Source organism: Vibrio sp. RM-41-2B (assembly GCF_024744415.1).
In the GTDB taxonomy this organism is placed as follows: domain Bacteria; phylum Pseudomonadota; class Gammaproteobacteria; order Enterobacterales; family Vibrionaceae; genus Vibrio; species Vibrio diabolicus.
This window is the reverse complement of record NZ_JAMQWD010000037.1, coordinates 29244-53877: the sequence shown is the minus strand read 5'-3', so window position 1 is coordinate 53877 and position 24634 is coordinate 29244. Positions and strand designations below refer to the sequence as shown.

Here is a 24634-nt window from a genome sequence, read left to right as displayed (position 1 = left end):
TCGTTATTTGCATAGACAAATAACAACATCATCAGTGTACTAATCTGTTGATGACAATTTGTGGAGAGATGGCTGAGTGGTTGAAAGCACCGGTCTTGAAAACCGGCATACGTTAATAGCGTATCTAGGGTTCAAATCCCTATCTCTCCGCCACTATTCAGAAGCCTCGCTAGAAATAGCGAGGCTTTCTTCGTTTCTGACGCTTGGAAATTCGTTAGGGACTGGAATCAATCCCTTAGCTGATCGTATCCCCGGACTAGGTATCCCTGCACTATGTCACTTGAGAAGCCTTGCTTTAAGCGCGTTCTCGCTATCCACGGGTTGTGCTGCGACAGAAGTTCATAACTTTATCTTCTAACGAGAGCCATCAAGTCTGAGTATTGGCATTCCTACCTCTAAGGGTAAAGTGTTTCTGTTAACAAGAGACTTGCCTTTACTCTTTACCCTTTACTCGATGTTGCGTGCGTTAGCGCTCTTAGTGTTACCTAGTGGCTCTTCGCTATCTTGCTCTGGTTGGTACAATAAACACGTTCTAAGTATTGTATAGGACAGTCCTGCATTGAAGAGAATGGAGAGTATCGGAGCTTATGTGCCTATTTTTTCTTCCTACTCTATTCCAAGTTATCTGCATTTTGTTAGTAGAGTTCCTTCTTAGAAGCTTAGATTTTGAAGAAAGTGAGTAAGCTATCTTTTAGAGGCTTTTAGTGAGCTTAATGGAGTGCTGCTGGGAACGAACTAAAGAAGCTTTGCTGGGGCCTCCTAATGAAGTTCAGGCGATTGCAGGGCATTAGCTCTAGTGGATATTGCAGGTTTGTGGAGTGTTGATAAATGACAGGCAATAAAAAAGCCGACAGTAAACTGCCGGCTTGGTTAGATGACCGCTACTTAGTCGTTCTGGACGAGCGTGAGAGCTTTACGAGAGACTTCGTGAGCGGCTTTAGTTAGATTCTGCTTCTCTAGTGTATCTGCTAGGAATGCATAATCAGAGACGTCAGAGCGAAGCTTTAAGGCGATCTCGAAGTGGTCTTGGGCTTCTTGCCACTTCTCTTGACGGAAATAGAAGTGCGCTAACGCGCTATGTGCTGCGGCGTTCTCTGGCTCTTTCTTCACTACTCCCTCTAAGAAAACCACGACAGGGTGGATATCTGGCAGGTTTAGATCTGGCAGTAGTTGATAAAGCTCAGGAGCCGATTGTTTTTTCAATGCTTCTTTTAGCACAGTAAAGGCTTCAGCATCTGCTTTCCGGGCTATCAACTCACGAGCAAAACAGGCTACTAGGTGTGTGTCTTGTTTTACTTTGCGTGCAAGGCCATTCCAATGAGAGATAAGCCCTTCGCTACCTTGCTGCTGTGCCACTTCATGGAGTAAGCCGCATTGCGCCTTTTGAATCAGATCTGCATGTTCTTCTTCCGTGATGAGTTTTGCTTTGGTTAACTGTGGCAAGAGGTCAATAAGAGGTTGCCACAATTTTAGCTGCATGTACGTTGTTTTCAGCAAGTTCAATACAATCGAATTACTCGCATACTGACCTTTTAACGATTGCAAAGTATCGAAAGCAGCCTCGAACTCGTTGTCGCGGATAAATTGTTTCGCTCGAGTCAGCTCTACTGCGAGATGAGCATTCTCTTGCTGGCTTGCTAGCTCTAGGTAGTGATCACGTTTTGCTTTATCACCTTGACCTTGTGCAGCTTCAGACGCGACTAAGTAACAAAGTAGTGGCATGTCGTGATGATTCGCCCAACGAGTCACTTTTTTCTCGGCACCTTTCCAGTCTCCTTCTAGGAGTTTAATAATGCCTTCATTGGTGTATCGGCGGGAATGGCGCATTTTGCGCACACTGAAGTAGTTCCATGTTGTAGAACTTGCGTAAACTAGCTTTTTAATTAGGTACTCAAGTAGAAAAAGACCTGCGAGTGCTGCGATAACGAATACGACCAATGTCGTTACGCTCATCTCGATCGTTTTCTCAGCGATGGAGATGAGAACATAGCCTTGCTGACCAGAAAATTGAGTGCCAACAAATAGTCCTGCACCTAGTACAACAAATAGGAAAATAAGACGAAACATTACTTATCCTCCATACCTGTCATCGTTGTGACTTCGCGACGTAGGCGCTCACGGATGACATCTGATAGTTGAGACTGACTTTGCAGTTTCGTTGGGTATTCCACTTGAATGTTTTGCTGGCTTAACTGGTTAACAGTTTTGTTGAACTCTTTAACGGAATTATCGTCTTGGTTGAAGAAAGCTAATGCCCATTTATCGGCCGTTTTTAGAGACGTGGTGTAAATTTCACCTTGCTCTTGGTACACCGCTTTTATTGCGGTCTCCAATTTGGCTTTGATGTTTTCTTTTAGGTAAAAGTGTTGCTCAGGAGAAAGCAGTGGAATGACGTTACCATCGCGCGTGCGGAACGTAATGAAGTTTTCTGAAAAGTCCTTCAGAGAGGTCATTAAGTTATCTTGCCAGTTTGCAATATCTTCAGACACTTCAGTGTTCTCTACGACTTCTGCTTCTGGGAGTAGTGCATTGGCGAGTGGTAGCTTGTCTACTTGCTGTTGCAGAGCAGTTAAGCGTAGTACCAATCCATCACGGTCAATCAGCGGGATAGTACGAAGTTTGGTGATATCGTTCGCCATTGCTTTACGTAGTTTGACGAGGCTAGGGTCATTCAGTGCGGCAATGCGTTGATCAGCACTTTCCATTAGTTGAGTTGCGCTTTCTACGTCATGCTCTAAGAACAGTTTACGACCTGCTAATTTGACGAGGTAATCGGCTTCAGCAAGTAGCCAGTCGTTTGGTCGGCGACCTTTCACATCGGCAACGGCAAGCTGTAAGCTTTCAATGCTCTTCTGTTGCTGTCCCAGTACCACTTCCGCTTTGTGTGTCACGGTCGTTGCTTTCTCGATGGTTTCTTCTTGTACCCGGCTGAGCTCTTGCTTCATGGAAGCTTGAGTGCTTTCTAGCTGACTTTTTAGTTGGGCGATCTGCGCTTGGTAATCGGCTTGCTGCTGATGTAGCTTGTATGCGAGGCCACCGCCAAAAATAATCGATAAGATGATAGCGACTGTGCCTAGTTTAACTCCGCGCTTGCCTTGTTTTTCTTCAAATTCGACTTTGGCTGGCTCGGCTGTTTTTGGGGGCTCGGCCACTTTTGGCTGTTCTTTTTTAGGGGCCGCATCCTGCTGCGATGTGCTTTTTTCGGCTATCGGTGCCGATGAGGTTTCTTCGGAAAGGTTTTTATCGTTATTTTTTTGGTCGTTATTTTTACTTGTCATGCCTATATCCTGTGTAGCTAGGGCTGGAGAGCCGCCAGTAATTCTTGGTTGGATGCGCTTCCCGTGCATCTCACCCGAGTGAACCCCCTTTGAAGTGCGATGTCAGCGATACGCTGACTGGGGATATACAACTCTTGTTGATTAAGCCAAGTCAATTGCTCTGACGTCAATTGGCTGCACAAATAATCCAGTTGCTCACCACTGGTGACGATGATCTGGTCAATTTGTAGGGTTTTCCATAGTGAGACACAGCTTACTGGATCGAATGGGATGAATTCTCTCTTGTAAGTCTCACTATAGTGAACTTTTGCGCCACGTCTCACCAATGCATCTTTGATCAGCTCTCTTCCACCGTTCCCACGAAGGATAAGAACCTGTTGTTGGGCCACATTATTGAGCTCTGGCAGTCGCAATAAATGTTCACTATCACTGACTTGGGGATAGTGTACTTTCTGTTGGGTACATTTGCTTAAATAGTGTGCTGTTTTTTGACCAACGGCAAGGTAAATGGCTTGTTTCGGCCATGATGTCTCGTTGCTGGCTATGATTTGCTGTGCACATTGCACGGCATGTCGACTAACAGCGATAACAATTTGAGCTTGATGCAGGTGTTTAGAGAGGTGCGTGTCCGTGAGATCGGCGACAATGTCGATCAGAGGATGGTGATATGCGGAAATGCCGTGCCTTTCGAGCAGAGAGCAAAGCGCGCTGCCTTGCTCTCCCGGCCGAGTGACCAACACTGCCATGATTATTCGTGATCTGCGTACAGCTTAGTTAGGATTTCACGAGCGCCGTTATCCAGTAGTTCATTGGCTAACTGCACTCCTAACGTTTCGCCGTCTTTACGATGGCCACGGATTTCACCACGAACAATTTCGCTGCCATCTGGTTCGCCAACTAATGCGCGTAGCCAAATGTTATCGCCATCTAGCAGGGCATAGCTGCCGATAGGTACCTGACAGCCGCCTTCTAGCGTCAGGTTCATTGCGCGCTCACACAAAACGCGGTCTACGGTGTCTTGGTGGTTAAGTGGCTCAAGTAGCTTAAGCAGCCTTTCATCGTCAAGGCGGCACTCAATACCGACAGCACCTTGGCCAACCGCAGGTAATGATTGCTCTGGCTCGATAAAGCTACGAATGCGCTCTTCAAGCTTCAATCGTTTAAGGCCTGCCGCAGCAAGAATGATCGCATCGTATTCACCCGCATCTAGTTTACCAAGGCGAGTGCCCACATTACCGCGAAGCTCTTTAATGATGATATCTGGACGATATTCTTTCAGTTGGCATTGACGGCGCAAACTGCAAGTACCAACCACTGCACCTTGAGGGAGTTCATCAATGTTGCTATAGGTATTGGAAACGAAAGCATCACGAGGGTCTTCACGTTCACAAATGGTCACGAGGCCAAGACCTTCCGGGAAATCGACGGGCACGTCCTTCATTGAGTGAACGGCAAGGTCTGCACGGCCTTCTAGCATTGCGACTTCAAGCTCTTTTACGAATAAGCCTTTGCCGCCAACTTTTGCTAGCGGTGTATCCAAAATCACGTCACCTTTGGTCACCATAGTTACTAACTCGACTTCCAAACCAGGGTGAGCGGCTTGAAGGGCGTCTTTGACAAAGTAAGCTTGCCATAAAGCAAGAGGGCTTTTTCGAGTTGCAATGCGAATAGGTGTGGATTGTGTCATGATCTTCTCAATGCTGTTTGGATTTGGGTTTATCCTACCATTCTCATCAAGAAATGCTTACTGTTAGTTCGTTATCTCTGAGAGCTATGAATGGAATTACATGACGTTATGAAAATAGTGTGACTGGATTCTCAATTAGACTAAGGACTATTATTAGTAATAGGTAATAAGAGCGACACTACCGCGCGATTAATTTTGTGACTAAAGTATGGTTTTGCATCCTGAGTGGTGCGTGGGCGTGAAACTTTACCCGTACCAATAAAAGTGTTAAATTGATCACGTTTTTAGGCCGTTTTGGTTTAAAACGTCAGCAGATTTTCGTGATTGTTCAACCAAGGAATTCCCCTTGCAGGCTTACACCCAAAAAATCATTCAGCGACTAGATAATTTGAATCAGCAGCGAGTTGATCGCGCGCTGGCGCTTATGGATTCGCAAAGCCAGCAAGTCTTCCACTTGATTCCTGCCTTGTTGAACTACAACCACCCTGTGATTCCTGGCTATTACGATGCCGATGTCCCGTTTGGTGTGCATGGGCTGGCGCTAAATAGCATTCAGCAGCAATTCATTGATGACATTCAACTTGCGATTGGTCAGCCACTTAAGACGGCAGAGAAGCCGGCTATCTTGGGCTTATACACCATGGGCAGTACCTCATCAATTGGTCAAAGTACTTCTAGTGATTTAGATATTTGGGTGTGTATTTCGCCAGATATGGATTGTGACGAGCGAGAATTGCTGACCAATAAATGCTTGCTGATCACCGACTGGGCACAAAGCCAAGGGGTGGAGGCGAACTTCTTCTTAATGGATGAAGAACGCTTTAGAAGCAACCATTCTGAAGAGATGACGGGTGATAACTGTGGCTCATCTCAGCACTTACTTTTGCTTGATGAATTCTATCGCAGCGCGGTGCGTATTGCTGGACAGCGTTTATTATGGCAAATAGTGCCGCCAGAAATGGAAGAGTGTTACGACGAGTATGTTTCTCAATTGTGCAGTGATGGTTACATCGACTGTAGTGAATGGATCGACTTTGGTAAATTGAACCGCATTCCTGCTGAAGAGTACTTCGGCTCGAACTTGTGGCAGCTATACAAAAGTATCGATTCTCCCTACAAATCGGTATTAAAAGCCATTCTGCTTGAAGCTTATTCGTGGGAATACCCGCATACGCAACTGCTAAGCATCGACACCAAACGTCGTTTCTTTGCCCATGAGCCAGACCTTTACGGCATGGATGCGTACTACTTAATGTTGGAAAAAGTGACCCGCTACTTAGAGCGAATCCAAGATGACACTCGTTTGGATTTGGTGCGCCGTTGCTTCTATCTCAAAACCCACGAAAAGTTGTCGCGTGAACCGGATGTCGGTTCAGTGGCTTGGCGCCGTGAAGCGCTGAGCGACATGATTGCAAAATGGGATTGGGATGCCAGCGTTGTTGCTGAGCTCGATGATCGCCGCAACTGGAAAGTTGAACAGGTAAAAGTGGTGCATCATGCGTTGCTGGATGCGTTGATGCAGAGCTACCGTAATTTGATTCAATTTGCGCGTCGCAACGACATTACCTCCGCTATCAGCCCGCAAGACATCAGTATTTTGGCTCGTAAGCTTTACGCCGCTTTTGAAGTATTGCCGGGCAAAGTGACGTTACTCAACCCACAGATTTCCCCTGATTTGCATGAACCGGATTTAAGCTTCATCGAAGTGAAAGATGGTGGTGTGAACAAGTCTGGTTGGTATCTCTATAAACAACCTCTGATCGCGCACCGCATTTTGGGGCAGCCATACTTAGAACATCATGAATACTTGAGCAAGTTAGTCTCTTGGGCATTCTTTAATGGTTTAATCACCGAGTCGACTCGTTTGCACGCGGTGGTGCGTGAAGCGCAACTGGATATCGATAAGTTCTACCAAATGGTGAGCGACTTACGAAATACCTTTGCGCTGCGTAAGCGCCGTCCGACGATGCAGGCATTAGCGAGCCCATGTGAGATCAGCCAGCTAGCGATGTTCATCAACTTTGAAAATGATCCTACGTCAGAGCTTTCGGGCCGTTCACTGAAAGTGGATGTGAAAAATACCGATATCTTCAGTTTTGGTCCGGAACATAAAAACTTAGTCGGCAGTGTCGACTTGGTTTACCGTAACTCCTGGCATGAAGTGCGTACGCTGCATTTCAAAGGGGAAACGGCGATGCTGGACGCACTGAAAACCATTCTGGGCAAAATGCACCAAGACGCGTTGCCACCAGAATCGGTGGATGTGTTCTGTTATGCGAAGAACATGCGTGGTGTGATGCGTAATATGGTCTACCAGCTTTTAGCGGAATGTATCGACTTACGCTTGAAGCCAGTAGAGCAAGAAAAACGCCGCCGCTTTAAAGCGATGCGCCTTGGTAACCAAACTTACGGGCTGTTCTTTGAACGTCGTGGTGTGTCGGTGCAGAAGTTAGAAAACTCCATTGATTTCTATCGCAGCATTTCTACTAACAAACTTAAAGGCTCGCCGCTATTAATGCTCGATCGTGAGCAAGAGTATCAAATGCCAGAAGCGGTGGATGGTTTTGCCAGTGAAGGTCTGGTGCAATTCTTCTTTGAAGATAATGAGGATGGCTTCAATATTTATGTGTTGGATGAGTCAAACCAAGTTGAAGTGTATCACCAGTTTAGTGGCTCCAAAGACGAGATGATTTCGTCTGTGAACAGCTTTTACACATCCGTAAAAGATGACAGTCGTGTTGCGTCGAAATTTATCAACTTTAACCTGCCGCAGTACTACCAGATTATCCATCCTGAAGAGGGCAATGCTTATATCATCCCTTATCGCAATGATGGGTGCTCACCGCATCGTCCCACTAAAGCGGTAAACGCGTAATTAAACCCGTATCAATAAACAAAAAGAGCACTTCGGTGCTCTTTTTGTTTTGGTGACGATTGACCAGCATTATGCCCAATCAATGGCTTCGCCCGCGTGCTTTTCACACTCTTGCTTCACCATTTCAAATAGCTCCATGCCCGTTTTTGAGCAGGTCCATTTATCTTCAATAAGCTTGAAGTGGAAACCACCAGATTTGGACGCCAGCCAGATCTCATGCATCGGCTCTTGGCGGTTAATGATGATTTGGCTGCGGTCTTCAAATTCCAATGTCATTACGTTGCCAGTGACTTCGTAATCAATGTCTGCGCCTGAATCATCGATGGATTCTTCGATGATTTGCATCTGCGCATCCACCAGTTGATGAAATTCAGTATCGTTCATCCGTCTATCCTATTGCTTTTCCTGAGTGTGGTGCGATTATAGGGGGCATTGATTCAATAATCACGATATGCGAAATGAAAAAATTAGTTACTGTGTTGTTTGTGATGGTTGCCGCGACGTTAGCGGGATGTGGCCAATCTGGCTCACTATACATTCCAGATGACACTCAACAGAATGAGCAATCACAATAAATAACCGCGCCTTAGGGTGAAATTAGGGTTCAGCAGTCGAATAAAATAAGGGAAGCGAATTTTGGATTACTTCAACTATCAGGATGATGGCCAGCTTTGGGCCGAAGACGTCCCACTTCAAGCTCTTGCAGAGCAATATGGCACTCCTCTTTACGTATATTCTCGAGCCACGCTAGAGCGCCACTGGAAGGCGTTTGATAGTGCTGTGGGTCAACATCCTCATCTAGTTTGCTACGCGGTGAAAGCGAACTCAAACCTAGGCGTATTGAACGCACTGGCGCGTTTGGGTTCGGGCTTTGATATCGTATCAGGTGGTGAACTTGAGCGTGTGATTGCCGCAGGCGGTGATCCGAAGAAAGTCGTCTTCTCGGGTGTTGGGAAAACACCTGCAGAAATGAAGCGTGCTCTTGAGCTAGGTATCAAATGTTTCAACGTTGAATCTGAGCCCGAGCTAGAACGTTTGAATAAGGTTGCGGGTGAGCTTGGTGTGATTGCGCCAATTTCTCTGCGTATCAATCCAGATGTCGACGCGAAAACACACCCTTACATTTCGACTGGTCTTCGCGACAATAAATTCGGCATTGCATTTGATCGTGCGCCAGATGTTTATAAATTCGCGCAAAGCCTGCCGAACTTGAATGTGCAAGGCATCGACTGCCACATTGGTTCTCAGCTCACCAATATCGACCCATTTATCGACGCGACAGACCGTTTATTAGCCCTGATTGATGATTTAAAAGCGCAAGGCATTAACATTCGTCACCTTGATGTCGGCGGCGGTTTGGGTGTGGTCTATCGTGATGAATTACCACCTCAGCCTTCAGATTACGCGAAAGCGTTACTAGGCCGTCTTGAAAATCACCAAGACTTGGAGCTGATTTTTGAGCCGGGCCGAGCAATTGCTGCGAATGCAGGTATCTTGCTAACGCGTGTTGAGTTTTTAAAACATACTGAGCACAAGAACTTTGCCATCATCGATGCGGCAATGAACGACTTGATGCGTCCTGCACTATACCAAGCATGGCAAGATATCGTGCCAGTTTCGCCGCGCACGGGTGAAGCACAGACTTACGATTTGGTTGGCCCTATTTGTGAAACCGGCGACTTCTTGGGTAAAGATCGCGCACTCGTTTTGCAAGAAGGTGATCTACTCGCGGTTCGTTCAGCAGGTGCCTATGGTTTTGTAATGTCTTCGAACTACAATACTCGTACCCGAGCGGCAGAAGTAATGGTGGATGGTAAACAAAGCCACTTAGTTCGCCAGCGTGAGGAGCTGACCAGTTTGTGGCAGCTGGAACAGATTCTACCGGAGTAACACACAACAAATGCATTTCCACTTTTCCAAAATGCACGGTTTGGGCAACGACTTCATGGTCGTCGACTGTATTACCCAGAACGTGTTTTTCTCGCAAGACCTGATCCGCCGTTTGGCGGATCGTCATACCGGCGTTGGTTTTGACCAATTGCTCGTGGTAGAAGCCCCTTACGACCCTGAAACTGATTTCCATTATCGGATTTTCAATGCCGATGGTAGTGAAGTCGAGCAGTGCGGGAATGGCGCGCGCTGCTTCGCGCGCTTTGTTCGCTTGAAAGGGTTGACCAATAAATACAGCATCAGCGTAAGCACCAAAAAAGGAAAGATGATTCTCAACATCGAAGATGATGGAGAAGTGACGGTCAACATGGGCGTTCCAGAGTTTGAGCCGAACAAAATTCCTTTTAAAGCCAAGCAAAAAGAGAAAACCTACATCATGCGCGCTGGTGAAAAAACGCTGTTCTGTGGCGCGGTAAGCATGGGTAACCCGCATGTGGTGACGGTGGTCGATGACGTGGATACTGCTGATGTCGATACATTAGGCCCGCTGCTTGAGTCGCACGAGCGTTTTCCAGAGCGCGTCAACGCTGGCTTTATGCAGGTGGTGAGTCGTGACCATATTCGTCTTCGAGTTTACGAGCGAGGCGCAGGTGAAACACAAGCTTGTGGTAGCGGCGCTTGCGCGGCGGTAGCGGTAGGGATTCTTCAGGGTCTGCTGGATGAAAACGTTAAGGTTTCTCTACCAGGTGGTGAACTGCGAATTGCGTGGCAAGGTCCGGGTAAGCCGTTGTTTATGACCGGACCTACAACGCATGTATTTGATGGTCAATTGTCTTGCTAGTAGAAGAAAAAGGAAACGGTTTGTCTCAAGTAGAAGCAGATGCCTTAACGGCTGAAGTGGTGGCCGAGTACCTCAAAGATCATCCCGATTTTTTTGTGCAGCGTCCGGAGCTTGTGGATCGTCTATCTTTCCCACACTCAGACTTGGGTGCGGTGTCTTTGGTGCACATACAAATGAATCGCCAACGTCAGCGCATTGAAGAGTTAGAGGAAGAGATCACCACACTGATGTCGCTTGCGGCGAACAACGATCGCACCTTTTACGAATTTATGGATTTGCAGGGGCAGATTCTAAAGTGTGGTGACTTTAAACAAGTCATTCATTCTATTGAAGAGAAAGCTAAAGCACTAGGCTTACGCGCGTTTGTTCGATTGTTTAGTCAATGCGACGCATCTATTCAATTGAGTAAGGAAAGTTATCAACGTTTTGCGACCACTCACTTAAATGGCAAAGACGCGTACTTAGGACGTCTTCGCAAAGTGGATCGTGAAGCTTTGTTTGGCAATATGGATGTGCCGGAAATGGGGTCCTATGTGGTACTGCCGCTGGTGAAACAGCAAACACTGGGCGTGCTAGCGTTCTCTAGTGAGGATGGCGGTCATTTTCAACCAGATATGGATACCTTGTTTTTGCGTCACCTATCATTAGTAGTGGCACATCTCGCTCAAACATTGGTATGGCAAAGTTACGATGACGACAACTCCCAACACTCCTCTGCCAAATAGTCTGCAAAAGCCTCTTGAGCGCTTCTATGAATTCTTACGAAGCGAAAAGGGGCTCAGCCTACATACTCAACGCAATTACAAACAGCAGCTAGAAACCATGGCGCAGCACTTGGCTGAAATGGGACTTAAAGATTGGTCTCAAGTTGATGCAGGCTGGGTGCGCCAATTAGCAGGTAAGGGCATGCGGGAAGGCATGAAAGCCAGCAGTTTAGCGACGCGCCTCTCATCGCTGCGTAGCTTTTTCGATTTCCTTATTCTGCGTGGCGAGATGTCAGCTAACCCTGCCAAAGGGGTTTCAGCGCCACGTAAAAAGCGCCCGTTGCCGAAAAACCTCGATGTTGATGAAGTGAGCCAACTGCTTGAGGTCAACGAAGACGACCCGTTGGCTGTGCGTGATCGCGCCATGATGGAGCTGATGTACGGTGCTGGCTTGCGTTTGGCTGAGTTGGTGAGTGTGGATGTACGTGATGTACAACTGCGCAGTGGAGAGCTTCGTGTTATCGGTAAAGGCGACAAAGAACGTAAAGTACCATTCTCTGGCATGGCAACTGAATGGGTTGCCAAGTGGTTGAAAGTCAGGGGCGACCTTGCTGCGCCAGGTGAACCTGCCTTGTTTGTGTCTAAACTCGGAACGCGTATTTCGCACCGTAGCGTGCAAAAACGTATGGCAGCATGGGGACAGAAACAGTCAGTGGCGAGCCATATTAGTCCGCATAAATTGCGTCACTCGTTTGCGACACATATGCTCGAATCCAGCAATAACTTACGTGCGGTGCAAGAGCTTTTAGGACACGAGAACATTTCGACGACCCAAATCTACACGCACTTGGATTTCCAACATTTAGCGCAAGCCTACGACCAAGCCCACCCACGCGCACGTAAAAAGAACGGGGAGTGAGCCGAAGTATGAAATTTTATCGCCGTATCGAGCCTATTAAGGCCATGACCTTCGATCTTGATGACACGCTGTATGACAATTACCCGGTGATTATCCGTATGGAGCGTGAGTTGCTAGCTTGGTTGCAGCAAACACATCCTGCCGTGGCGCACATGGATAAGGCTGATTGGATGCAGGTAAAAAAACATGTGCTCCAGCAGAGACCGGATCTCAGAAGCGATGTGACGCTTTGGCGTTTAGTACAGCTAAAGCATGGTTTTCTTTCAGTTGGCTATGATGAAGCGCAAGCTCAAGCCGCAGCTGAAGAGGGTGTGCAGCTCGCTTTGGATTGGCGCAGTCAGTTTGAAGTGCCCCAATCAAGCTTAGATGTTTTGACACAATTGGGAGAGCGAGTTCCGCTCGTGGCGATCACAAACGGCAACGTCGATTTAGATAAAATTGGCTTAACGCCGTATTTTCAATGTGTGCTCAAAGCGGGGCCTGATGGGTTAGCGAAACCCGCCACCGATATGTTTACTAAGGCGAAACGGTTCTTGGATATTCCAGCAGAGAATATTCTGCATGTCGGTGATCACCTAACCACAGATGTGCATGGTGCCAAGTCGGCTGGTTTTGCGGCTTGTTGGTTCAATGATATGAATAAAAATATCATTAACCATTCAAAAACACGTACTTTACCTGATATTGAAATCAATAGTTTGCAGCCGTTACTCACACTTTTTTAATTGCTTTCGCATTAATCCATTCTAATCTCATTTTGTGTCTAGAAAAGCAGCGTAAAGCCACGTAAATTATTCACTATTAAGTAAAAAGAGTAACGCCACACGTCGTGGTGAAGATAGTGTTACGGCAGTGGTAGGTGCATGCGAGCTTTTTCAAAACTGGTTCATGATGTCAGTCAGTTAAATGACTTTTTAGTCACTTCTCAGTTCTCTTCAAGTAAACAATATTTGGTGCAAATATTGTCGACTCAATCACGCGACTTTACGACCACACTTGCGGACGCTGTTTTATTGTTGCTGCCGAATGCTCATGTCGTGGGGCATAGTACGCGTAATGTCATTCTGGAGGGGGAGATATTTACCTCTGGCTGCCTGATCAGTGTGACTGAGTTCGAACAAACCACGCTTACTTCTGCCGTCCAAACCTACTCTTACTCCCCCGATATTGATGGTGGAGAGCTCAAACGCTCGCTTCTGTTGCAGCATAATTCGCAAGTGATCCTCAGCTTTGCTGTGCAAATTGAACGACGTGACTATCCCTTGTTTCAAACCTTCGCTAGTGAAGAAGTCGTGATCTCTGGAGGGTTGGCGCAGAGTATTGATGATGGCTGTTGGGTGCTATATCAAAACCGAGTTTACGATAATGCCGTGGTCGCCGTAGCTTTGCACAGCGATACCTTGAAGCTATGGACGGATGCGTATTCGGAATGGAACCCGATTGGCATGCCACATAAAGTCACCCATGCAAAAGGAACGCGCTTGTATTGCTTAGGTGAACAGAAAGCGTTGGACGTATACAAGCGTTACTTGGCGGATGGCCATGATGTGACGCTGAGTCAGCTGCTCAGCTTTCCTTTATATCGAGAAAGCTTGGGGCGCAAGGAAGTTTGCACGGTAACGGAGCTGCACGCTGATGGTAGTATGAGTTTCGACAGGCCTTGGTGTCTTGGTGACGAAGTACAATTTTGCTATAACCACCCCTCATTAACGCTCGAACAGGTGCGACATGGTGTGGTTGAGTTAGCCATGCATCAACCTGAAGTCGTGATGATTTTTAACTGCGCGTCACGGTTAGACTTTATTGACAGCAGCGACGAAGTCCAAGCCTTCAAAGATATCGCGACGACGTTTGGTAGTTATTGTATGGGGGAACTGCATGGCGGTATTGGACAGCCAGAAATTCTTCATCACAGTCTGACGTATTTAGCGATGCGAGAGGGAGACGAAGTACAAGCATTGAACTTGCCTAAGTCGCCCGTTAGCTCCTCTATTTCACCATTGTTTAGCTTGATTCGAAATGCGATTGGCGACCTCAACCATATGAACGCGCATATGGGGTATCAACTCGATCGCCAAACGCGCAAGTTACAAGAAAGCTATCGGCGAGATAGTCGCACTGGATTACAAAACCGAGTCGCGCTGCAAGAGCGGCTGAGTAGCATTGATTTGGATGAGCACTTGCTGACTCTAAAGCTACTTAACTTCAGCCATATCAATGAAAAATACGGTTATAGAGTAGGGGATCAGCTACTTAAAGACCTCTCAATGCATTTTACGAATCGACTGCGAAAGCGTTTTGGCATGCCAACGGCTTTGCAGCTTTATAGTATTGGGGTTGGTGAGTGGGCGTTCATATTTAAAGCTGACCAAAGCAGCGAAACCATCAAACAGCACTTTACTCGTTTTGCCGACGCGGTAGAGCAAACTAATTTTGAGCCAATTGGTCTGCGCGAAATAGATTATCTTTCTATCTCGCTGTGCGGTGGCTTAGTGAGTCGTCGAGATTTTCCATCAGCTTCTGCAGATGAGCTATTGCTTAAAGGCATTGAAGCGAGGCGTTCCGGTGTGCGCAGTAATACCCATATCTGCAATGCGAAAGACATCGAAGTCAGTGAGGATGTGCGTAAGGAGCAACTTGGATGGTTGAGTTGCGTCAGTAAAGCCATTCTCAAACAGAACATCATCACCTATAGCCAGCCGATAGTGCATGCGGATAGCCATAAATTGGCAAGCCAAGAATGTTTGGTTCGCATTTTGGAGGAGGATGGAACGGTAATTGCGCCAGGGCGCTTCCTGCCTATTATTTCCGATACGCATCTTTATACTCGATTGAGTCGGCACATGATCCATTCTACGTTATATTACATGCGAGATAAGCAAGGTGACTTTTCTATTAACTTATCGCCGCAAGATTTGCTTAGTGATAAAACTTTAATGCTTTTAGAGCATGAAATTTGTCAGCTCAATGACCCTAGGCGAATTGGTTTGGAAGTGTTGGAATCTGAGCAAATCAAAGACTACGGTCGAATGATCGAAGTATGCAGTCATTTCAGAAGCTTAGGAGCGCGTATCATTGTTGATGATTTTGGCTCAGGCTATTCCAATATTGATGAAATCCTAAAGCTGGAGCCGGAAGTCATAAAGCTCGATGGCAGCTTGATCCGTGATATCGATAAAGACTTAAAGCAGCGCAAAATAGCTTCTCAGTTGGTGCGTTTATGTCAGGTGTTTAACGCGGAGACGGTGGCGGAGTTTGTCCACAATCGAGAGGTGTGCAAAATCGCGCAGGATATGGGCGTCGACTATCTGCAAGGCTATTATCTGGGTGAGCCGACCCGATTATTTTAATGCTGTTTCACGTGAAACCATTCAAAATAAAAAACGCAGCCTTGGCTGCGTTTTTTATTTTGAGCAATTCGGTTTTAGTTGCGTTAGCTCGGTGATTGCTTGAGAGCGTGTCCACTTTTTTCGGCTTGAAATAGTGCAAGGTAGTGAGCAAAGAATGTGAGCATTTTTTGCTGGTTATTTTGCTCGCCTAGTTGTCCGAGTAAATGTGCGGCGACTTCAAACGTGCACAAGTTACCTTGTTGTTGGTTGCGTCGCAGCTGATATTGCGAGTCTGTCGATGCAGACAGCTCCATAGTAGGGATACTTTCTAACCAACGGCTCTTGTTGATCATCTTGCGCGCCTCTTGCCAGGTGGCATCCAAAATAATAAACAGCGGATTTTTGGTTTGTTGTTGGCTTTGGAGCGCCACATGTTCGAGTGTGACGCTTTCTTCACTTGGGAATAGAAGCACTGGATACAGCGACGGATCAGCTAATCGAGCGAGCAATTCTGCTGGTGGTTGTTTTCGGTCCCAGATTACTCGCTCAATATTGAGTTGGCACTGCTCTAGTAGCTGGCCGGTATTAGTATCACGCGTCAGTTCATTCGGATGCATCAACAGCAAGATGTTGTGCTCGCTGGTAAGTTTCGGCACCAATGAGCACATACAGTTGAATTTAAAACCACAATTTGGACACGGTTGCGACATTACAGACGAACTCCTTCGCGCACAGGGCTAACCCCATCCGAGAACAGACGCACGCCACTGATTTGGTTTGGCGTTGCCGTTGGTGCCATGCTTGGGTTGAGTGGGTAGCTAACCCCACTATATTGCATCACGTGTTGCGCTGCCTTAGCTCCGCCACCGCTGACATTAAAAATTAGATCTCGCCAGCCATGAGAGGTTTGTTGGCCGAGCATAATCGGGCTTTGTACCAGTGTGATGCGGCTATTGAAGCGCCACTCTTTTTCGTGATGTTCAAATATCAGCAATGTACAGCCACCGGAACCACACCAATCCAGCTGTACTAATAGCTCTTCGTTACCATCGCCGTTGAGGTCATAAGTTAGCCAACGGTACTGGTTGTTGTTGGGGTTGGTTTGGTGAATGAAGAAGTAGTTGCGCACGGCGGCATCTACTTTTGAGTCAAACTCCGCACTAGAAGGTACGTCTGCACTCCTGATGGGCTTGTTGGCGCGTTTCTCGGCTGGTTGCATCATGCCCTCATCACGAACGGTGGCAGGGTAAAGCACTAAACCACCATCGGCGATTGGGTATACCAAGTTACCGACTTTTTCTTTGGTCGCTTTGAGCTGATTACCTTCTCGCGTAAACAGTCGCTCTGACATCAGTCTTTGTTGTTGATGATGCGTCATGACGACTTGAACCTGAGACGGACTTAATTGTTGCCAGTACCCACGTTCGATTAACGGTGCTTGCCCATTGGCGTAACTGTATTTTGTTGTGGCGCTGTGGTCTGGGTTTAAGGTCATTTGCACCTCAAAACCTTGTGATTGGGTTGAAGTCGCGACATAGGTATTGGCCCAGCCAAGCGTGGCGTCCACGTTTGCAGCTGTACCACAACCTTGATAAGTGTCGCCATCATGTTTTAGCGTCGCTTTCCAGCCATACAAAGAATCACTCATCGTATCTGAGCAGAGGTTTTCTGTTAGGCGAAGTTCACCATCTTGTAGTTGATATGTGCGCTGGCGAGGTTGAAGTTGACTGCTCTTAATCGCTAATTTTGTGATTTGTTTGCCGATTGGTTGGAATGTCAGTCCATTAGCCTCAAAGCTTGCCGACCAAGAAGGCTCATTACCAAACACGCGAGTTGGTTTGTTTGGTTGCTGACAACGGTTTGGGTTTTCCGTTGTCAGGAAGTTCACTTGTTCCACGACAAAGTTAGCATCGAAATCGGCAGAAAACCCATCGATGCCCGGTGGGTTGAGATGGCCGATAACCTCTCCATACATGGTTTGGTAAGGCTCGTTATTTAACTGAATTGCTCGTTGCATTTGCTGTGGTGACAGTTGTAACCAATATTGCTTGTCGCTGCCACAAGGCATGATGTATTGGCTCTCGTGACCGACGATCACTTTTCCACGTAGCATAAAGGTTTGAGGTTGAATGGTGTCAGGCTTATCTAAGGTGGCTGGTGGAGAAGCTGGGTCGGCAGCGCCAGATTGTGGCGGCTGCGAACTACATGCTTGCAGAACCAGCAGAGTGGCAAGCGCCACTGGGTTTTTCAAAGCCTTCATGTTATATCTTCCTCATTATTGTTACTCAATCGGCATCGGATGGCATTATGGCATATTGGTTATTTAAAACTGAACCAGATACCTTTTCTATTGACACGCTTCGAACCCAAAAGGTTTCATGTTGGGAGGGAGTTCGTAATTATCAGGCGCGCAATATGATGCGTGACCAAGTGAAGGTGGGCGATTTAGTCCTGATTTATCACTCTTCTTGCAAGAATGTTGGCGTTGCCGGTATTGCTAAAGTCGTGAGAGAAGCCTATCCCGATCATTTCCAGTTCGATCCTGAAAGCGATTATTACGATCCAAAGTCAGACCCAGATAACCCGCGTTGGCTTATGGTGGATGTCGAGTTTGTGCGTAAAACGGCGCGAGTGATTCCGTTATCGGTGATGAAAGCGATGCCAGAACTTGAGAACATGCCATTGGTGAAACGTGGAAATCGCTTGTCGATCATGCCTGTGACAGAAGAAGAGTGGGAAGCGATCCTTGGCAAAGAGAAGTGGCCAAGTCAGCGATAAAAGAAAAGGGCGCGAATGTGCAGCCCTTTGTTATTGTTTGGAGTATTTGCAGCTTACAGCAAGTGATCTTGTAGGTAGTGTGCAACCGCATCTTCTGCATTGCTGCCAATCACTTCGTTATTTGGCAATGCTTTCATCACTTTCTCGTGTGATGTACCCATGACCAATCCTTTACCTGCCATCGACAGCATTTCTACGTCATTCATGCCATCACCAAATGCCACGCAATTTTCTAACGTGAGGCCGAGTTTTTTCGCTACCGCTTCAAGAGCATGGCCTTTAGACACACCTGCACTCATTACTTCCAAGCACCATGGTGTTGAAAACGCAATATTCAGCTTATCGCCAAATTGTTCACGTAGTTTGTTTTCAAACACCACCAAGCGTTCATGGTCTTGTGCTGGATGGGTGAAGAAGATTTTCGCAATACCGTCAGTTGGCGCTTGGTCTTCATCGAATAAGACGTATGTGAATTCGTCATGGAAATCACGCAATGTTTCGTCGTCTTTGTTCATCAACCAACTGTCATTTTGATACATGTGGATAAGTATTTCTTGATCGTGCTTGATCGTGTCGATCACGCCTTGAACCAGCTCTGCAGGGACATTCTCGCTGTACATCAGCTGGTCTTCCTGGTCATGCACACGGGCACCGTTCGAGGTGATCATGTAAGCCGGAATACCGACCTGACGACGGATGCTCGCAACGTCTACGTGGTGACGGCCTGTTGCAAAGACAAAGGTGTAACCCTTTTCATGCAGCGCTTTTAGCGTCTCTTTTGAGTAAGCACTGAGCTGATGGTTTGGTGCGAGTAACGTGCCATCCAGATCTGAGGCAACGATTTTAGTGATCTCTTTGCAAGGTAGCGATGTGCTCATGAAGTCCTCGTAAACGGTTTGGATAGTGTGGAACAGGTGAATTGCAAACGGAGTACAGCAGACTGACTAGATCATACTGCTCCGAATGCGGGGGAACTTTGGTCGGTTGCATCTGCATGGTTCAACGCAGCCAGACCCAAGCAGTGTACGTCAAAATGAGGATGAAAAAGAGGGTAAATCAATGTGCAGACATTTCCTCTTTAATCATGGCCGTGAAATGGTCGCCTAGAGTTCTTATTATGTTTTTTCGTTTGGCGATGATTTCGGGTCATTCATAAAGCGGAAGATCGCATCGAGTGCTTGATTACGATACTGGTCGGTCTCGAATAAGATCTCATGCTGAGCGTCTTCGATAGAAAGTAGCTCCGCATGTGGGTTGGTTTTACGCAATTTATCGATGAAACGTTTTTGCGCCAGATTGCTGACAATACGATCGTTCCCAGCTTGAATCAGGAGCACCGGTACTTTGACTTGGCGAGTCAATAAAAAGCATTGTTTTGCTGCCATTAGCCCTTGCCATACCCATCGTGTGCTCGGTCCACCGACTTGCAGTTCCGGCTTTTCCGTATAGAGATTTCGGAACCATTGGTAGCGACCATAGCTTTGGCTGAGCGGGTTATCTTCAAAGGGCTTAGGAAAGTAGGCCTGATGTCCTGGTGCATAGCGTGGCAAAGTCGATACCGCTGACATAATTTGTGTCACTGGAATCGCTATTGGCGATAAGTACCATGGCAGATTAATACCAAACATAGGCGCACTAAGAATCAAGCCGGTAAAGGGATGTTCTGGGTGAGTTTGCAGATAACGTGTAGCGATTGCGCCGCCCATGGAGTGGGCAATGATGAAACATTGCTGATAGTCGCTAAGGTCGTGTTTGTTTACGACCACGTCCATATCGTCAATATAATCAGTAAAGTCATAGACGTGACCCATATCTGAGTCAGACAATAGACGATCTGATAAACCTTGTCCGCGGTGGTCAAAGGAATAGACGTCGAAGCCTTGGCGATAGAGATCGTAAAACAGTTCTTGGTATTTCCAGGAAGATTCAATGCGCCCATTAACGATGAGCACGGCTTTTTTATGTTCTGGGTTGGTCAGTTTGCACCAGTAGATGTTCTTTTTCTCAGTTCCTTTAACAAAGCCTTCTTGGCGAGTTTGCCAAAGTGCCGCGATCGGACCACCAATTGCTTGCTCAAATAATGACTCTTGAGTATAAGTCAAAGGTGAATGGTTAGTAGCCATTAGTCGATTACCTGAAGATACGTTGTTTACGCGATGTATCATCGAAGAATTAGTGAGGAAATGCAATGGATACCCACGTCTGGTTAGCTTATGTAGTAACTGCAATCGTTTTTAGTTTGGCTCCGGGGTCTGGCACGGTGAACTCAATCAGCAATGGTTTGAGTTACGGTACTCGCAAATCTTTGGGGGCTGTGATCGGTCTCCAAATTGGTTTGGCCATTCACATTGCGTTAGTTGGGGCGGGAATTGGTGCGCTGGTCGCACAGTCGGCAACGGCATTTTCTGTCATTAAATGGGTTGGCGCGGCTTATTTGGTTTGGTTGGGTATCCAGAAATGGCGAGACACCTCCAGCTTGGTGGCGGCTGAGAGCCACAAAGACATGTCTGGCATGGCACTCTTGTACAAAGCTATTTTGATTAACCTGACGAACCCTAAATCGATTGTTTTTCTGGTGGCGTTGTTTCCACAGTTTATTGACCCGGCACAAGACCAACTGACACAACTGTTGGTGCTTGGTGTTACGACTGTTGTGATCGACGCGTGTGTGATGTTGGGTTACACCACCTTGGCGGCGCAAATGGGACGTTTTATTCGCTCTGATAAAATCATGGGGAAAATAAACAAAGTCTTCGGTTCAATGTTTATGGGTTGTGGTGCATTATTAGCAGCTGCAAAGTCATAAGCCATTTAATAGGTCCTTCTTTAGCATGAATACAACGTATGTTGCTCGCCAGCCGATCTTTAACCGCAAAAGACAGACGCTGGGTTATGAATTGTTGTTTCGAGATGGGGAGAGTAACGCATACCCTTCGCATATTGAGTCAAACCGAGCAACATACCGATTAATTGTCGAGAATTTCCTATCACTGGGCACTAACCCAGTGATTGCTTCTTCGCGATGCTTTATCAATTTTCCTCATCAAAGCTTGGTGCGCCGCTTACCGCGCAGCTTGCCAAAAAACAAAATCGTCGTCGAAGTCCTGGAAACTTGCCAGCCGACCGATGATCTTCTCGATGCGATTCGCGAGTTGTATCGAGAAGGCTATTTGATCGCGCTGGATGATTTCACCTTAACGCCGGAGTGGCGTCGCTTCTTACCTTACGTGCACATCGTTAAACTCGATATCATGGCAATGGGGCTGGAAAAAGCGTGTGCGTTGGTCAAAGCTCACCTTGCTAAACGCGTCAAGTACCACTTTTTGGCGGAACGTGTTGAAACCGCAGAAGAGTTTGAGCAAGCCAAAGCGGCTGGCTTTAAGTTTTTCCAAGGCTACTTTTTTAGTAAGCCATTAGTTTCGCAAACAAAATACGTGAGCCCTGAGCAAGTGTTAGCGCTACAGCTTTTTCGTGAAGTCTGCTCACCAGAGCCAGACTTTACTCGTATTGAAACCATCATTACGCAAGATGTCGCGTTGTCGTACAAATTATTGCGCTTTGTAAATACGCAAGCGCCAAACCTCGCTGTCGAAATCAGCTCGTTTCGTCAGGCCTTGATCTACCTTGGTCAGGATAATCTTAAGCAGTTTGTCTCCTTGGTCGTGGCGTCGTATATCTCTAGTAACAAGCCTCGAGAGCTGTATCACCTTTCATTACAACGAGCGCAGTTCTGCCAATTAATGTCGCGTTATCAGCCATTTTCCCACCTCAACGAACAAGGGTTTATGGTCGGCTTATTATCGATTTTAGATGCGATGCTTGATTTGTCGGTGGAATCTTTAGTCAAGCAATTGCCACTTAGCGAATCCGTACAACAAGCCTTATTACATCGCAAGGGGGTTTATGGTGCGCTGATTTCTCTCGAAGAGTGTTACGAGCGTGCCGACTGGTCAGGCGTCGAAAAAATCACGACGCAGTTGGGGTTGTCTTTGGAAGAGGTCAAGCTCTCGTTAGGTGAAGCGGTTCGCTGGAGTCAAAATGTCGCAACTGCGTAAATTTCTGCCGTATCTTTATTCTCTCTAACCGTTCTTCTCTCAATCTTTATTAGCTGTTTCGATGTGAAACTTTTATGACGATTCTGGGATCACTCTTGACGACATCCTAGAGTTAAATAAGTATATACGCATATCCATATATAGGTATGTTTATTATGCTTCCACATCAGTTTTTCAAGCTGTTATCCGATGAAACGCGCGTACGTTGTTTAATGCTGGTGGCCCGTGAAGGCGAAACTTGCGTGGGTGATTTGGCGTTTGCGTTGCAAGAGAGTCAGCCGAAAGTTTCTCGTCATCTTGCTCAGTTACGCTCCAGTGGCATCTTGGTGGATAAACGCCGAGGGCAATGGGTGTACTACGAGTTATCGCAGCAATTACCAGGTTGGATGCGTAAGCTGATTGAAGACTTAGTGGCATCAAACTGTTTGAAGCAAGAGTACCAAGACGACATCACACGCTTGCACGATAAAAGTCGTGAGGCTTGCTGTTAATAGCAAACAGAGATTCAAGGTAGAAGATTAAAGGGTAAAACTATGACAATTAAAGTAGGAATTAATGGCTTTGGCCGAATTGGTCGTTTAGCACTGCGAGCGGCATTCGACTGGCCAGAGTTAGAGTTTGTGCAAATCAACGATGTCGCAGGTGATGCAGCGACGCTTGGCCACTTATTAGAGTTCGATTCAGTGCAAGGTCGTTGGCACCATGAAGTGCAGGTTGAGGGCAATGAGCTCGTCATCAATGGCAAGCGCATCGCCACGACTCAGCAACGTGACATTGACGCCGTGAACTGGTCTGGCTGCGATGTTGTGATTGAAGCGACAGGTGTACACCGCAAAACCTCGTACCTAGACCAATACCTCGATCAAGGTGTGAAGCGCGTGGTGGTGAGTGCGCCAGTGAAAGAAGAAGGCATTGCGAACATTGTAGTTGGTGTGAATGACCACATCTTCGATCCTGAAAAACATCGTATTGTGACAGCCGCTTCGTGCACAACAAACTGTATAGCGCCTGTGGTGAAAGTTATTCATGAGAAGTTGGGCATTGAGCAATCCTCTTTCACGACAATTCACGATTTGACCAATACGCAAACCATTTTGGATGCACCGCACAAAGATCTGCGCCGTGCTCGTGCGTGCGGCATGAGCCTTATCCCGACCACTACCGGTAGTGCGACTGCGATTGTGGAAATTTTCCCAGATTTAAAAGGCAAGATTAACGGCCACGCGGTACGTGTACCATTGGCGAATGCGTCATTGACCGACATCATCTTCGATGTAAAACGCGATACCACAGCAGAAGAAGTGAACGCTTTGCTGAAAGAGGCGTCGGAAGGGGAGTTAAAAGGCATTCTTGGCTTTGAGGAACGTCCGTTAGTGTCGATCGATTACAAAGGCGACCAACGCTCAACCATCGTTGATGCACAATCCACCATGGTGGTTGGCTCACGAATGGTGAAGATTTACGCGTGGTACGACAATGAAATGGGTTACGCAACGCGCACCGCAGAATTGGTTCGTAACGTTGGCCTGGCATAACAGGAGTTCATAATGTCTCATCCTACATGGCAATTAGATTTGGACTCTGGTGCATTAGTCCTAACACCGTGCCCGGGTACCAAAGGCGTCGAGTTGAAAGTGTCGTTGGAACAGTTGAAGGAGCAGGGGGTTCAAGCGGTCGTTACTGCATTGGACGATAGCGAGTTAGCAGCGAAAGACGTTGCGGCTTTGGGTGACACCACTCAGCAACTGGGCATGAAATGGTTCCAGATCGAGATTGAAGATGACTGCGCACCAAGTGAAGAATTTGCGGCGAAGTGGCACCAAGCCAGTCCGGAACTGCATGCGATTCTTGCTCAAGGTGGCAAAGTCGCGATGCACTGCATGGGCGGCTCGGGTCGCACAGGTTTGTTTGCGGCTCACTTGTTGCTAGAGAAGAAATGGCAGTTAGAAGATATCGTGCGAGAAGTGCAAGCTCTTCGCCCTGGTGCGTTTACAAAACCGGTGCAGCTTGAGTACATCGAACGCGTGGCGAAAGACGCTTGATCAGCTTAAATAGCTTTTGGAACATCATGATCCAAAAGCTATTTTCCAGTTTATATAATGGAAAATAGGTCAGCAGTAAAACTAAAGATTTTAATTTAAGCTTTTGTTTTTATTGGTTATTTTTGTCCATTTTTTAAATTTCGGTGTGTTTGTGAATTCGAACTAAGGTTGTATCGCCTTATGGTTGGTGTACAGGTTAATAAGCATTTGGCACATGATGATCTAAATGCTTCTAT

General features: G+C 46.8%; 23 protein-coding genes and 1 tRNA gene. 15 read left to right on the top strand and 9 right to left on the bottom strand.

Annotated elements, in window-relative coordinates:
* The first annotated feature begins 62 nt into the window (after positions 1 to 62).
* Positions 63 to 153 (top strand) — tRNA-Ser (locus NB463_RS17505).
* A 732-nt stretch (positions 154 to 885) separates the two neighbouring features.
* Here NB463_RS17505 and NB463_RS17500 read toward each other — a convergent pair.
* From NB463_RS17500 to hemC, 4 genes are read right to left on the bottom strand one after another with little or no spacing between them, the layout of a single operon-like run.
* Complete coding sequence (locus tag NB463_RS17500) at positions 886 to 2067, bottom strand: heme biosynthesis protein HemY (RefSeq protein WP_258432275.1); 1182 nt, start codon at positions 2065 to 2067, stop codon at positions 886 to 888.
* Positions 2067 to 3278, bottom strand: a complete 1212-nt coding sequence (locus NB463_RS17495; RefSeq protein WP_053807592.1) for a uroporphyrinogen-III C-methyltransferase — start codon at positions 3276 to 3278, stop codon at positions 2067 to 2069. Before NB463_RS17495 ends, NB463_RS17500 begins: the two co-directional genes overlap by 1 nt.
* A 17-nt stretch (positions 3279 to 3295) precedes the next feature.
* The gene (locus NB463_RS17490; protein ID WP_053807593.1) at positions 3296 to 4024 is read right to left on the bottom strand and encodes a uroporphyrinogen-III synthase; all 729 of its coding nucleotides are present in this window, start codon (positions 4022 to 4024) and stop codon (positions 3296 to 3298) included.
* 2 nt (positions 4025 to 4026) lie between these two features.
* The gene (gene hemC / locus NB463_RS17485; RefSeq protein WP_005393847.1) at positions 4027 to 4965 is read right to left on the bottom strand and encodes a hydroxymethylbilane synthase; all 939 of its coding nucleotides are present in this window, start codon (positions 4963 to 4965) and stop codon (positions 4027 to 4029) included.
* Positions 4966 to 5311: 346 nt separating this feature from the next.
* Here hemC and NB463_RS17480 point away from each other — a divergent pair, with 346 nt between their 5' ends.
* Complete coding sequence (locus NB463_RS17480; protein WP_006743006.1) at positions 5312 to 7840, top strand: class I adenylate cyclase; 2529 nt, start codon at positions 5312 to 5314, stop codon at positions 7838 to 7840.
* A gap of 69 nt (positions 7841 to 7909) precedes the next feature.
* Here NB463_RS17480 and cyaY read toward each other — a convergent pair whose 3' ends face one another.
* Positions 7910 to 8224, bottom strand: a complete 315-nt coding sequence (cyaY, locus tag NB463_RS17475; protein ID WP_012841286.1) for an iron donor protein CyaY — start codon at positions 8222 to 8224, stop codon at positions 7910 to 7912.
* A gap of 74 nt (positions 8225 to 8298) precedes the next feature.
* On the opposite strand from cyaY, the gene lptM reads away from it, so the two are divergent.
* The 7 genes from lptM to NB463_RS17440 all read left to right on the top strand — a co-directional run bounded on the left by lptM (position 8299) and on the right by NB463_RS17440 (position 15544).
* Complete coding sequence (lptM, locus tag NB463_RS24000) at positions 8299 to 8415, top strand: LPS translocon maturation chaperone LptM (RefSeq protein WP_005378746.1); 117 nt, start codon at positions 8299 to 8301, stop codon at positions 8413 to 8415.
* A gap of 61 nt (positions 8416 to 8476) precedes the next feature.
* Positions 8477 to 9730, top strand: coding sequence for a diaminopimelate decarboxylase (gene lysA, locus NB463_RS17465; RefSeq protein WP_006743007.1), 1254 nt, complete (start codon positions 8477 to 8479; stop codon positions 9728 to 9730).
* Between the two features lie 10 nt (positions 9731 to 9740).
* Entirely contained in the window at positions 9741 to 10571 is an 831-nt protein-coding gene (dapF, locus tag NB463_RS17460; protein ID WP_006743008.1) for a diaminopimelate epimerase, read from the top strand.
* Entirely contained in the window at positions 10565 to 11296 is a 732-nt protein-coding gene (locus tag NB463_RS17455; protein ID WP_006743009.1) for a DUF484 family protein, read from the top strand. The genes dapF and NB463_RS17455 overlap by 7 nt, the downstream gene beginning before the upstream one ends.
* The gene (gene xerC / locus NB463_RS17450) at positions 11262 to 12194 is read left to right on the top strand and encodes a tyrosine recombinase XerC (RefSeq protein WP_258432273.1); all 933 of its coding nucleotides are present in this window, start codon (positions 11262 to 11264) and stop codon (positions 12192 to 12194) included. Before NB463_RS17455 ends, xerC begins: the two co-directional genes overlap by 35 nt.
* An 8-nt stretch (positions 12195 to 12202) precedes the next feature.
* Complete coding sequence (yigB, locus tag NB463_RS17445) at positions 12203 to 12919, top strand: 5-amino-6-(5-phospho-D-ribitylamino)uracil phosphatase YigB (RefSeq protein ID WP_258432272.1); 717 nt, start codon at positions 12203 to 12205, stop codon at positions 12917 to 12919.
* A gap of 138 nt (positions 12920 to 13057) precedes the next feature.
* Entirely contained in the window at positions 13058 to 15544 is a 2487-nt protein-coding gene (locus NB463_RS17440) for an EAL domain-containing protein (protein WP_258432271.1), read from the top strand.
* Positions 15545 to 15627: 83 nt separating this feature from the next.
* On the opposite strand, the gene NB463_RS17435 is transcribed toward NB463_RS17440, so the two are convergent.
* Together NB463_RS17435 and NB463_RS17430 are read right to left on the bottom strand one after the other, a co-directional pair.
* On the bottom strand, positions 15628 to 16233 hold the full coding sequence (locus tag NB463_RS17435) for a tRNA-uridine aminocarboxypropyltransferase (protein ID WP_258432270.1): 606 nt from the start codon (positions 16231 to 16233) through the stop codon (positions 15628 to 15630).
* The gene (locus NB463_RS17430) at positions 16233 to 17783 is read right to left on the bottom strand and encodes a COG3650 family protein (RefSeq protein ID WP_258432269.1); all 1551 of its coding nucleotides are present in this window, start codon (positions 17781 to 17783) and stop codon (positions 16233 to 16235) included. Before NB463_RS17430 ends, NB463_RS17435 begins: the two co-directional genes overlap by 1 nt.
* A 47-nt stretch (positions 17784 to 17830) precedes the next feature.
* Between NB463_RS17430 and NB463_RS17425 the strand changes: the two genes are divergently transcribed.
* On the top strand, positions 17831 to 18301 hold the full coding sequence (locus NB463_RS17425) for an EVE domain-containing protein (protein ID WP_258432268.1): 471 nt from the start codon (positions 17831 to 17833) through the stop codon (positions 18299 to 18301).
* A 53-nt stretch (positions 18302 to 18354) separates the two neighbouring features.
* Here NB463_RS17425 and NB463_RS17420 read toward each other — a convergent pair whose 3' ends face one another.
* Both NB463_RS17420 and NB463_RS17415 read right to left on the bottom strand, forming a co-directional pair.
* Complete coding sequence (locus NB463_RS17420; RefSeq protein ID WP_005393831.1) at positions 18355 to 19179, bottom strand: Cof-type HAD-IIB family hydrolase; 825 nt, start codon at positions 19177 to 19179, stop codon at positions 18355 to 18357.
* Between the two features lie 237 nt (positions 19180 to 19416).
* Positions 19417 to 20424 (bottom strand): alpha/beta fold hydrolase, encoded by a 1008-nt coding sequence (locus NB463_RS17415; RefSeq protein WP_109170342.1) that lies wholly within the window; start codon positions 20422 to 20424, stop codon positions 19417 to 19419.
* A gap of 65 nt (positions 20425 to 20489) precedes the next feature.
* On the opposite strand from NB463_RS17415, the gene rhtB reads away from it, so the two are divergent.
* The 5 genes from rhtB (at position 20490) to NB463_RS17390 (ending at position 24398) form a co-directional block, all read left to right on the top strand.
* On the top strand, positions 20490 to 21107 hold the full coding sequence (gene rhtB, locus NB463_RS17410) for a homoserine/homoserine lactone efflux protein (RefSeq protein WP_005393828.1): 618 nt from the start codon (positions 20490 to 20492) through the stop codon (positions 21105 to 21107).
* A gap of 25 nt (positions 21108 to 21132) precedes the next feature.
* Positions 21133 to 22356 carry an EAL and HDOD domain-containing protein gene (locus tag NB463_RS17405; protein ID WP_005393827.1) on the top strand — a complete coding sequence of 408 codons (1224 nt, stop codon included), beginning with the start codon at positions 21133 to 21135 and terminating at the stop codon, positions 22354 to 22356.
* Between the two features lie 155 nt (positions 22357 to 22511).
* Complete coding sequence (locus NB463_RS17400) at positions 22512 to 22847, top strand: metalloregulator ArsR/SmtB family transcription factor (protein ID WP_005393826.1); 336 nt, start codon at positions 22512 to 22514, stop codon at positions 22845 to 22847.
* Positions 22848 to 22889: 42 nt separating this feature from the next.
* Positions 22890 to 23891 (top strand): ArsJ-associated glyceraldehyde-3-phosphate dehydrogenase, encoded by a 1002-nt coding sequence (locus tag NB463_RS17395; protein ID WP_005393824.1) that lies wholly within the window; start codon positions 22890 to 22892, stop codon positions 23889 to 23891.
* Between the two features lie 12 nt (positions 23892 to 23903).
* Positions 23904 to 24398, top strand: coding sequence for a cyclin-dependent kinase inhibitor 3 family protein (locus NB463_RS17390; RefSeq protein WP_145473433.1), 495 nt, complete (start codon positions 23904 to 23906; stop codon positions 24396 to 24398).
* Positions 24399 to 24634 lie beyond the last annotated feature (236 nt).

Excerpts from the sequence above, each read along its gene's own strand:
- NB463_RS17500 (WP_258432275.1), bottom strand. The coding sequence starts at position 2,067 with ATGTTTCGTCTTATTTTCCTATTTGTTGTACTAGGTGCAGGACTATTT.
- NB463_RS17495 (WP_053807592.1), bottom strand. The coding sequence starts at position 3,278 with ATGACAAGTAAAAATAACGACCAAAAAAATAACGATAAAAACCTTTCC.
- NB463_RS17490 (WP_053807593.1), bottom strand. The coding sequence starts at position 4,024 with ATGGCAGTGTTGGTCACTCGGCCGGGAGAGCAAGGCAGCGCGCTTTGC.
- hemC (WP_005393847.1), bottom strand. The coding sequence starts at position 4,965 with ATGACACAATCCACACCTATTCGCATTGCAACTCGAAAAAGCCCTCTT.
- cyaY (WP_012841286.1), bottom strand. The coding sequence starts at position 8,224 with ATGAACGATACTGAATTTCATCAACTGGTGGATGCGCAGATGCAAATC.
- lptM (WP_005378746.1), top strand. The coding sequence starts at position 8,299 with ATGAAAAAATTAGTTACTGTGTTGTTTGTGATGGTTGCCGCGACGTTA.
- dapF (WP_006743008.1), top strand. The coding sequence starts at position 9,741 with ATGCATTTCCACTTTTCCAAAATGCACGGTTTGGGCAACGACTTCATG.
- xerC (WP_258432273.1), top strand. The coding sequence starts at position 11,262 with ATGACGACAACTCCCAACACTCCTCTGCCAAATAGTCTGCAAAAGCCT.
- yigB (WP_258432272.1), top strand. The coding sequence starts at position 12,203 with ATGAAATTTTATCGCCGTATCGAGCCTATTAAGGCCATGACCTTCGAT.
- NB463_RS17440 (WP_258432271.1), top strand. The coding sequence starts at position 13,058 with ATGCGAGCTTTTTCAAAACTGGTTCATGATGTCAGTCAGTTAAATGAC.
- NB463_RS17435 (WP_258432270.1), bottom strand. The coding sequence starts at position 16,233 with ATGTCGCAACCGTGTCCAAATTGTGGTTTTAAATTCAACTGTATGTGC.
- NB463_RS17430 (WP_258432269.1), bottom strand. The coding sequence starts at position 17,783 with ATGAAGGCTTTGAAAAACCCAGTGGCGCTTGCCACTCTGCTGGTTCTG.
- NB463_RS17425 (WP_258432268.1), top strand. The coding sequence starts at position 17,831 with ATGGCATATTGGTTATTTAAAACTGAACCAGATACCTTTTCTATTGAC.
- NB463_RS17420 (WP_005393831.1), bottom strand. The coding sequence starts at position 19,179 with ATGAGCACATCGCTACCTTGCAAAGAGATCACTAAAATCGTTGCCTCA.
- NB463_RS17415 (WP_109170342.1), bottom strand. The coding sequence starts at position 20,424 with ATGGCTACTAACCATTCACCTTTGACTTATACTCAAGAGTCATTATTT.
- rhtB (WP_005393828.1), top strand. The coding sequence starts at position 20,490 with ATGGATACCCACGTCTGGTTAGCTTATGTAGTAACTGCAATCGTTTTT.
- NB463_RS17405 (WP_005393827.1), top strand. The coding sequence starts at position 21,133 with ATGAATACAACGTATGTTGCTCGCCAGCCGATCTTTAACCGCAAAAGA.
- NB463_RS17400 (WP_005393826.1), top strand. The coding sequence starts at position 22,512 with ATGCTTCCACATCAGTTTTTCAAGCTGTTATCCGATGAAACGCGCGTA.
- NB463_RS17395 (WP_005393824.1), top strand. The coding sequence starts at position 22,890 with ATGACAATTAAAGTAGGAATTAATGGCTTTGGCCGAATTGGTCGTTTA.
- NB463_RS17390 (WP_145473433.1), top strand. The coding sequence starts at position 23,904 with ATGTCTCATCCTACATGGCAATTAGATTTGGACTCTGGTGCATTAGTC.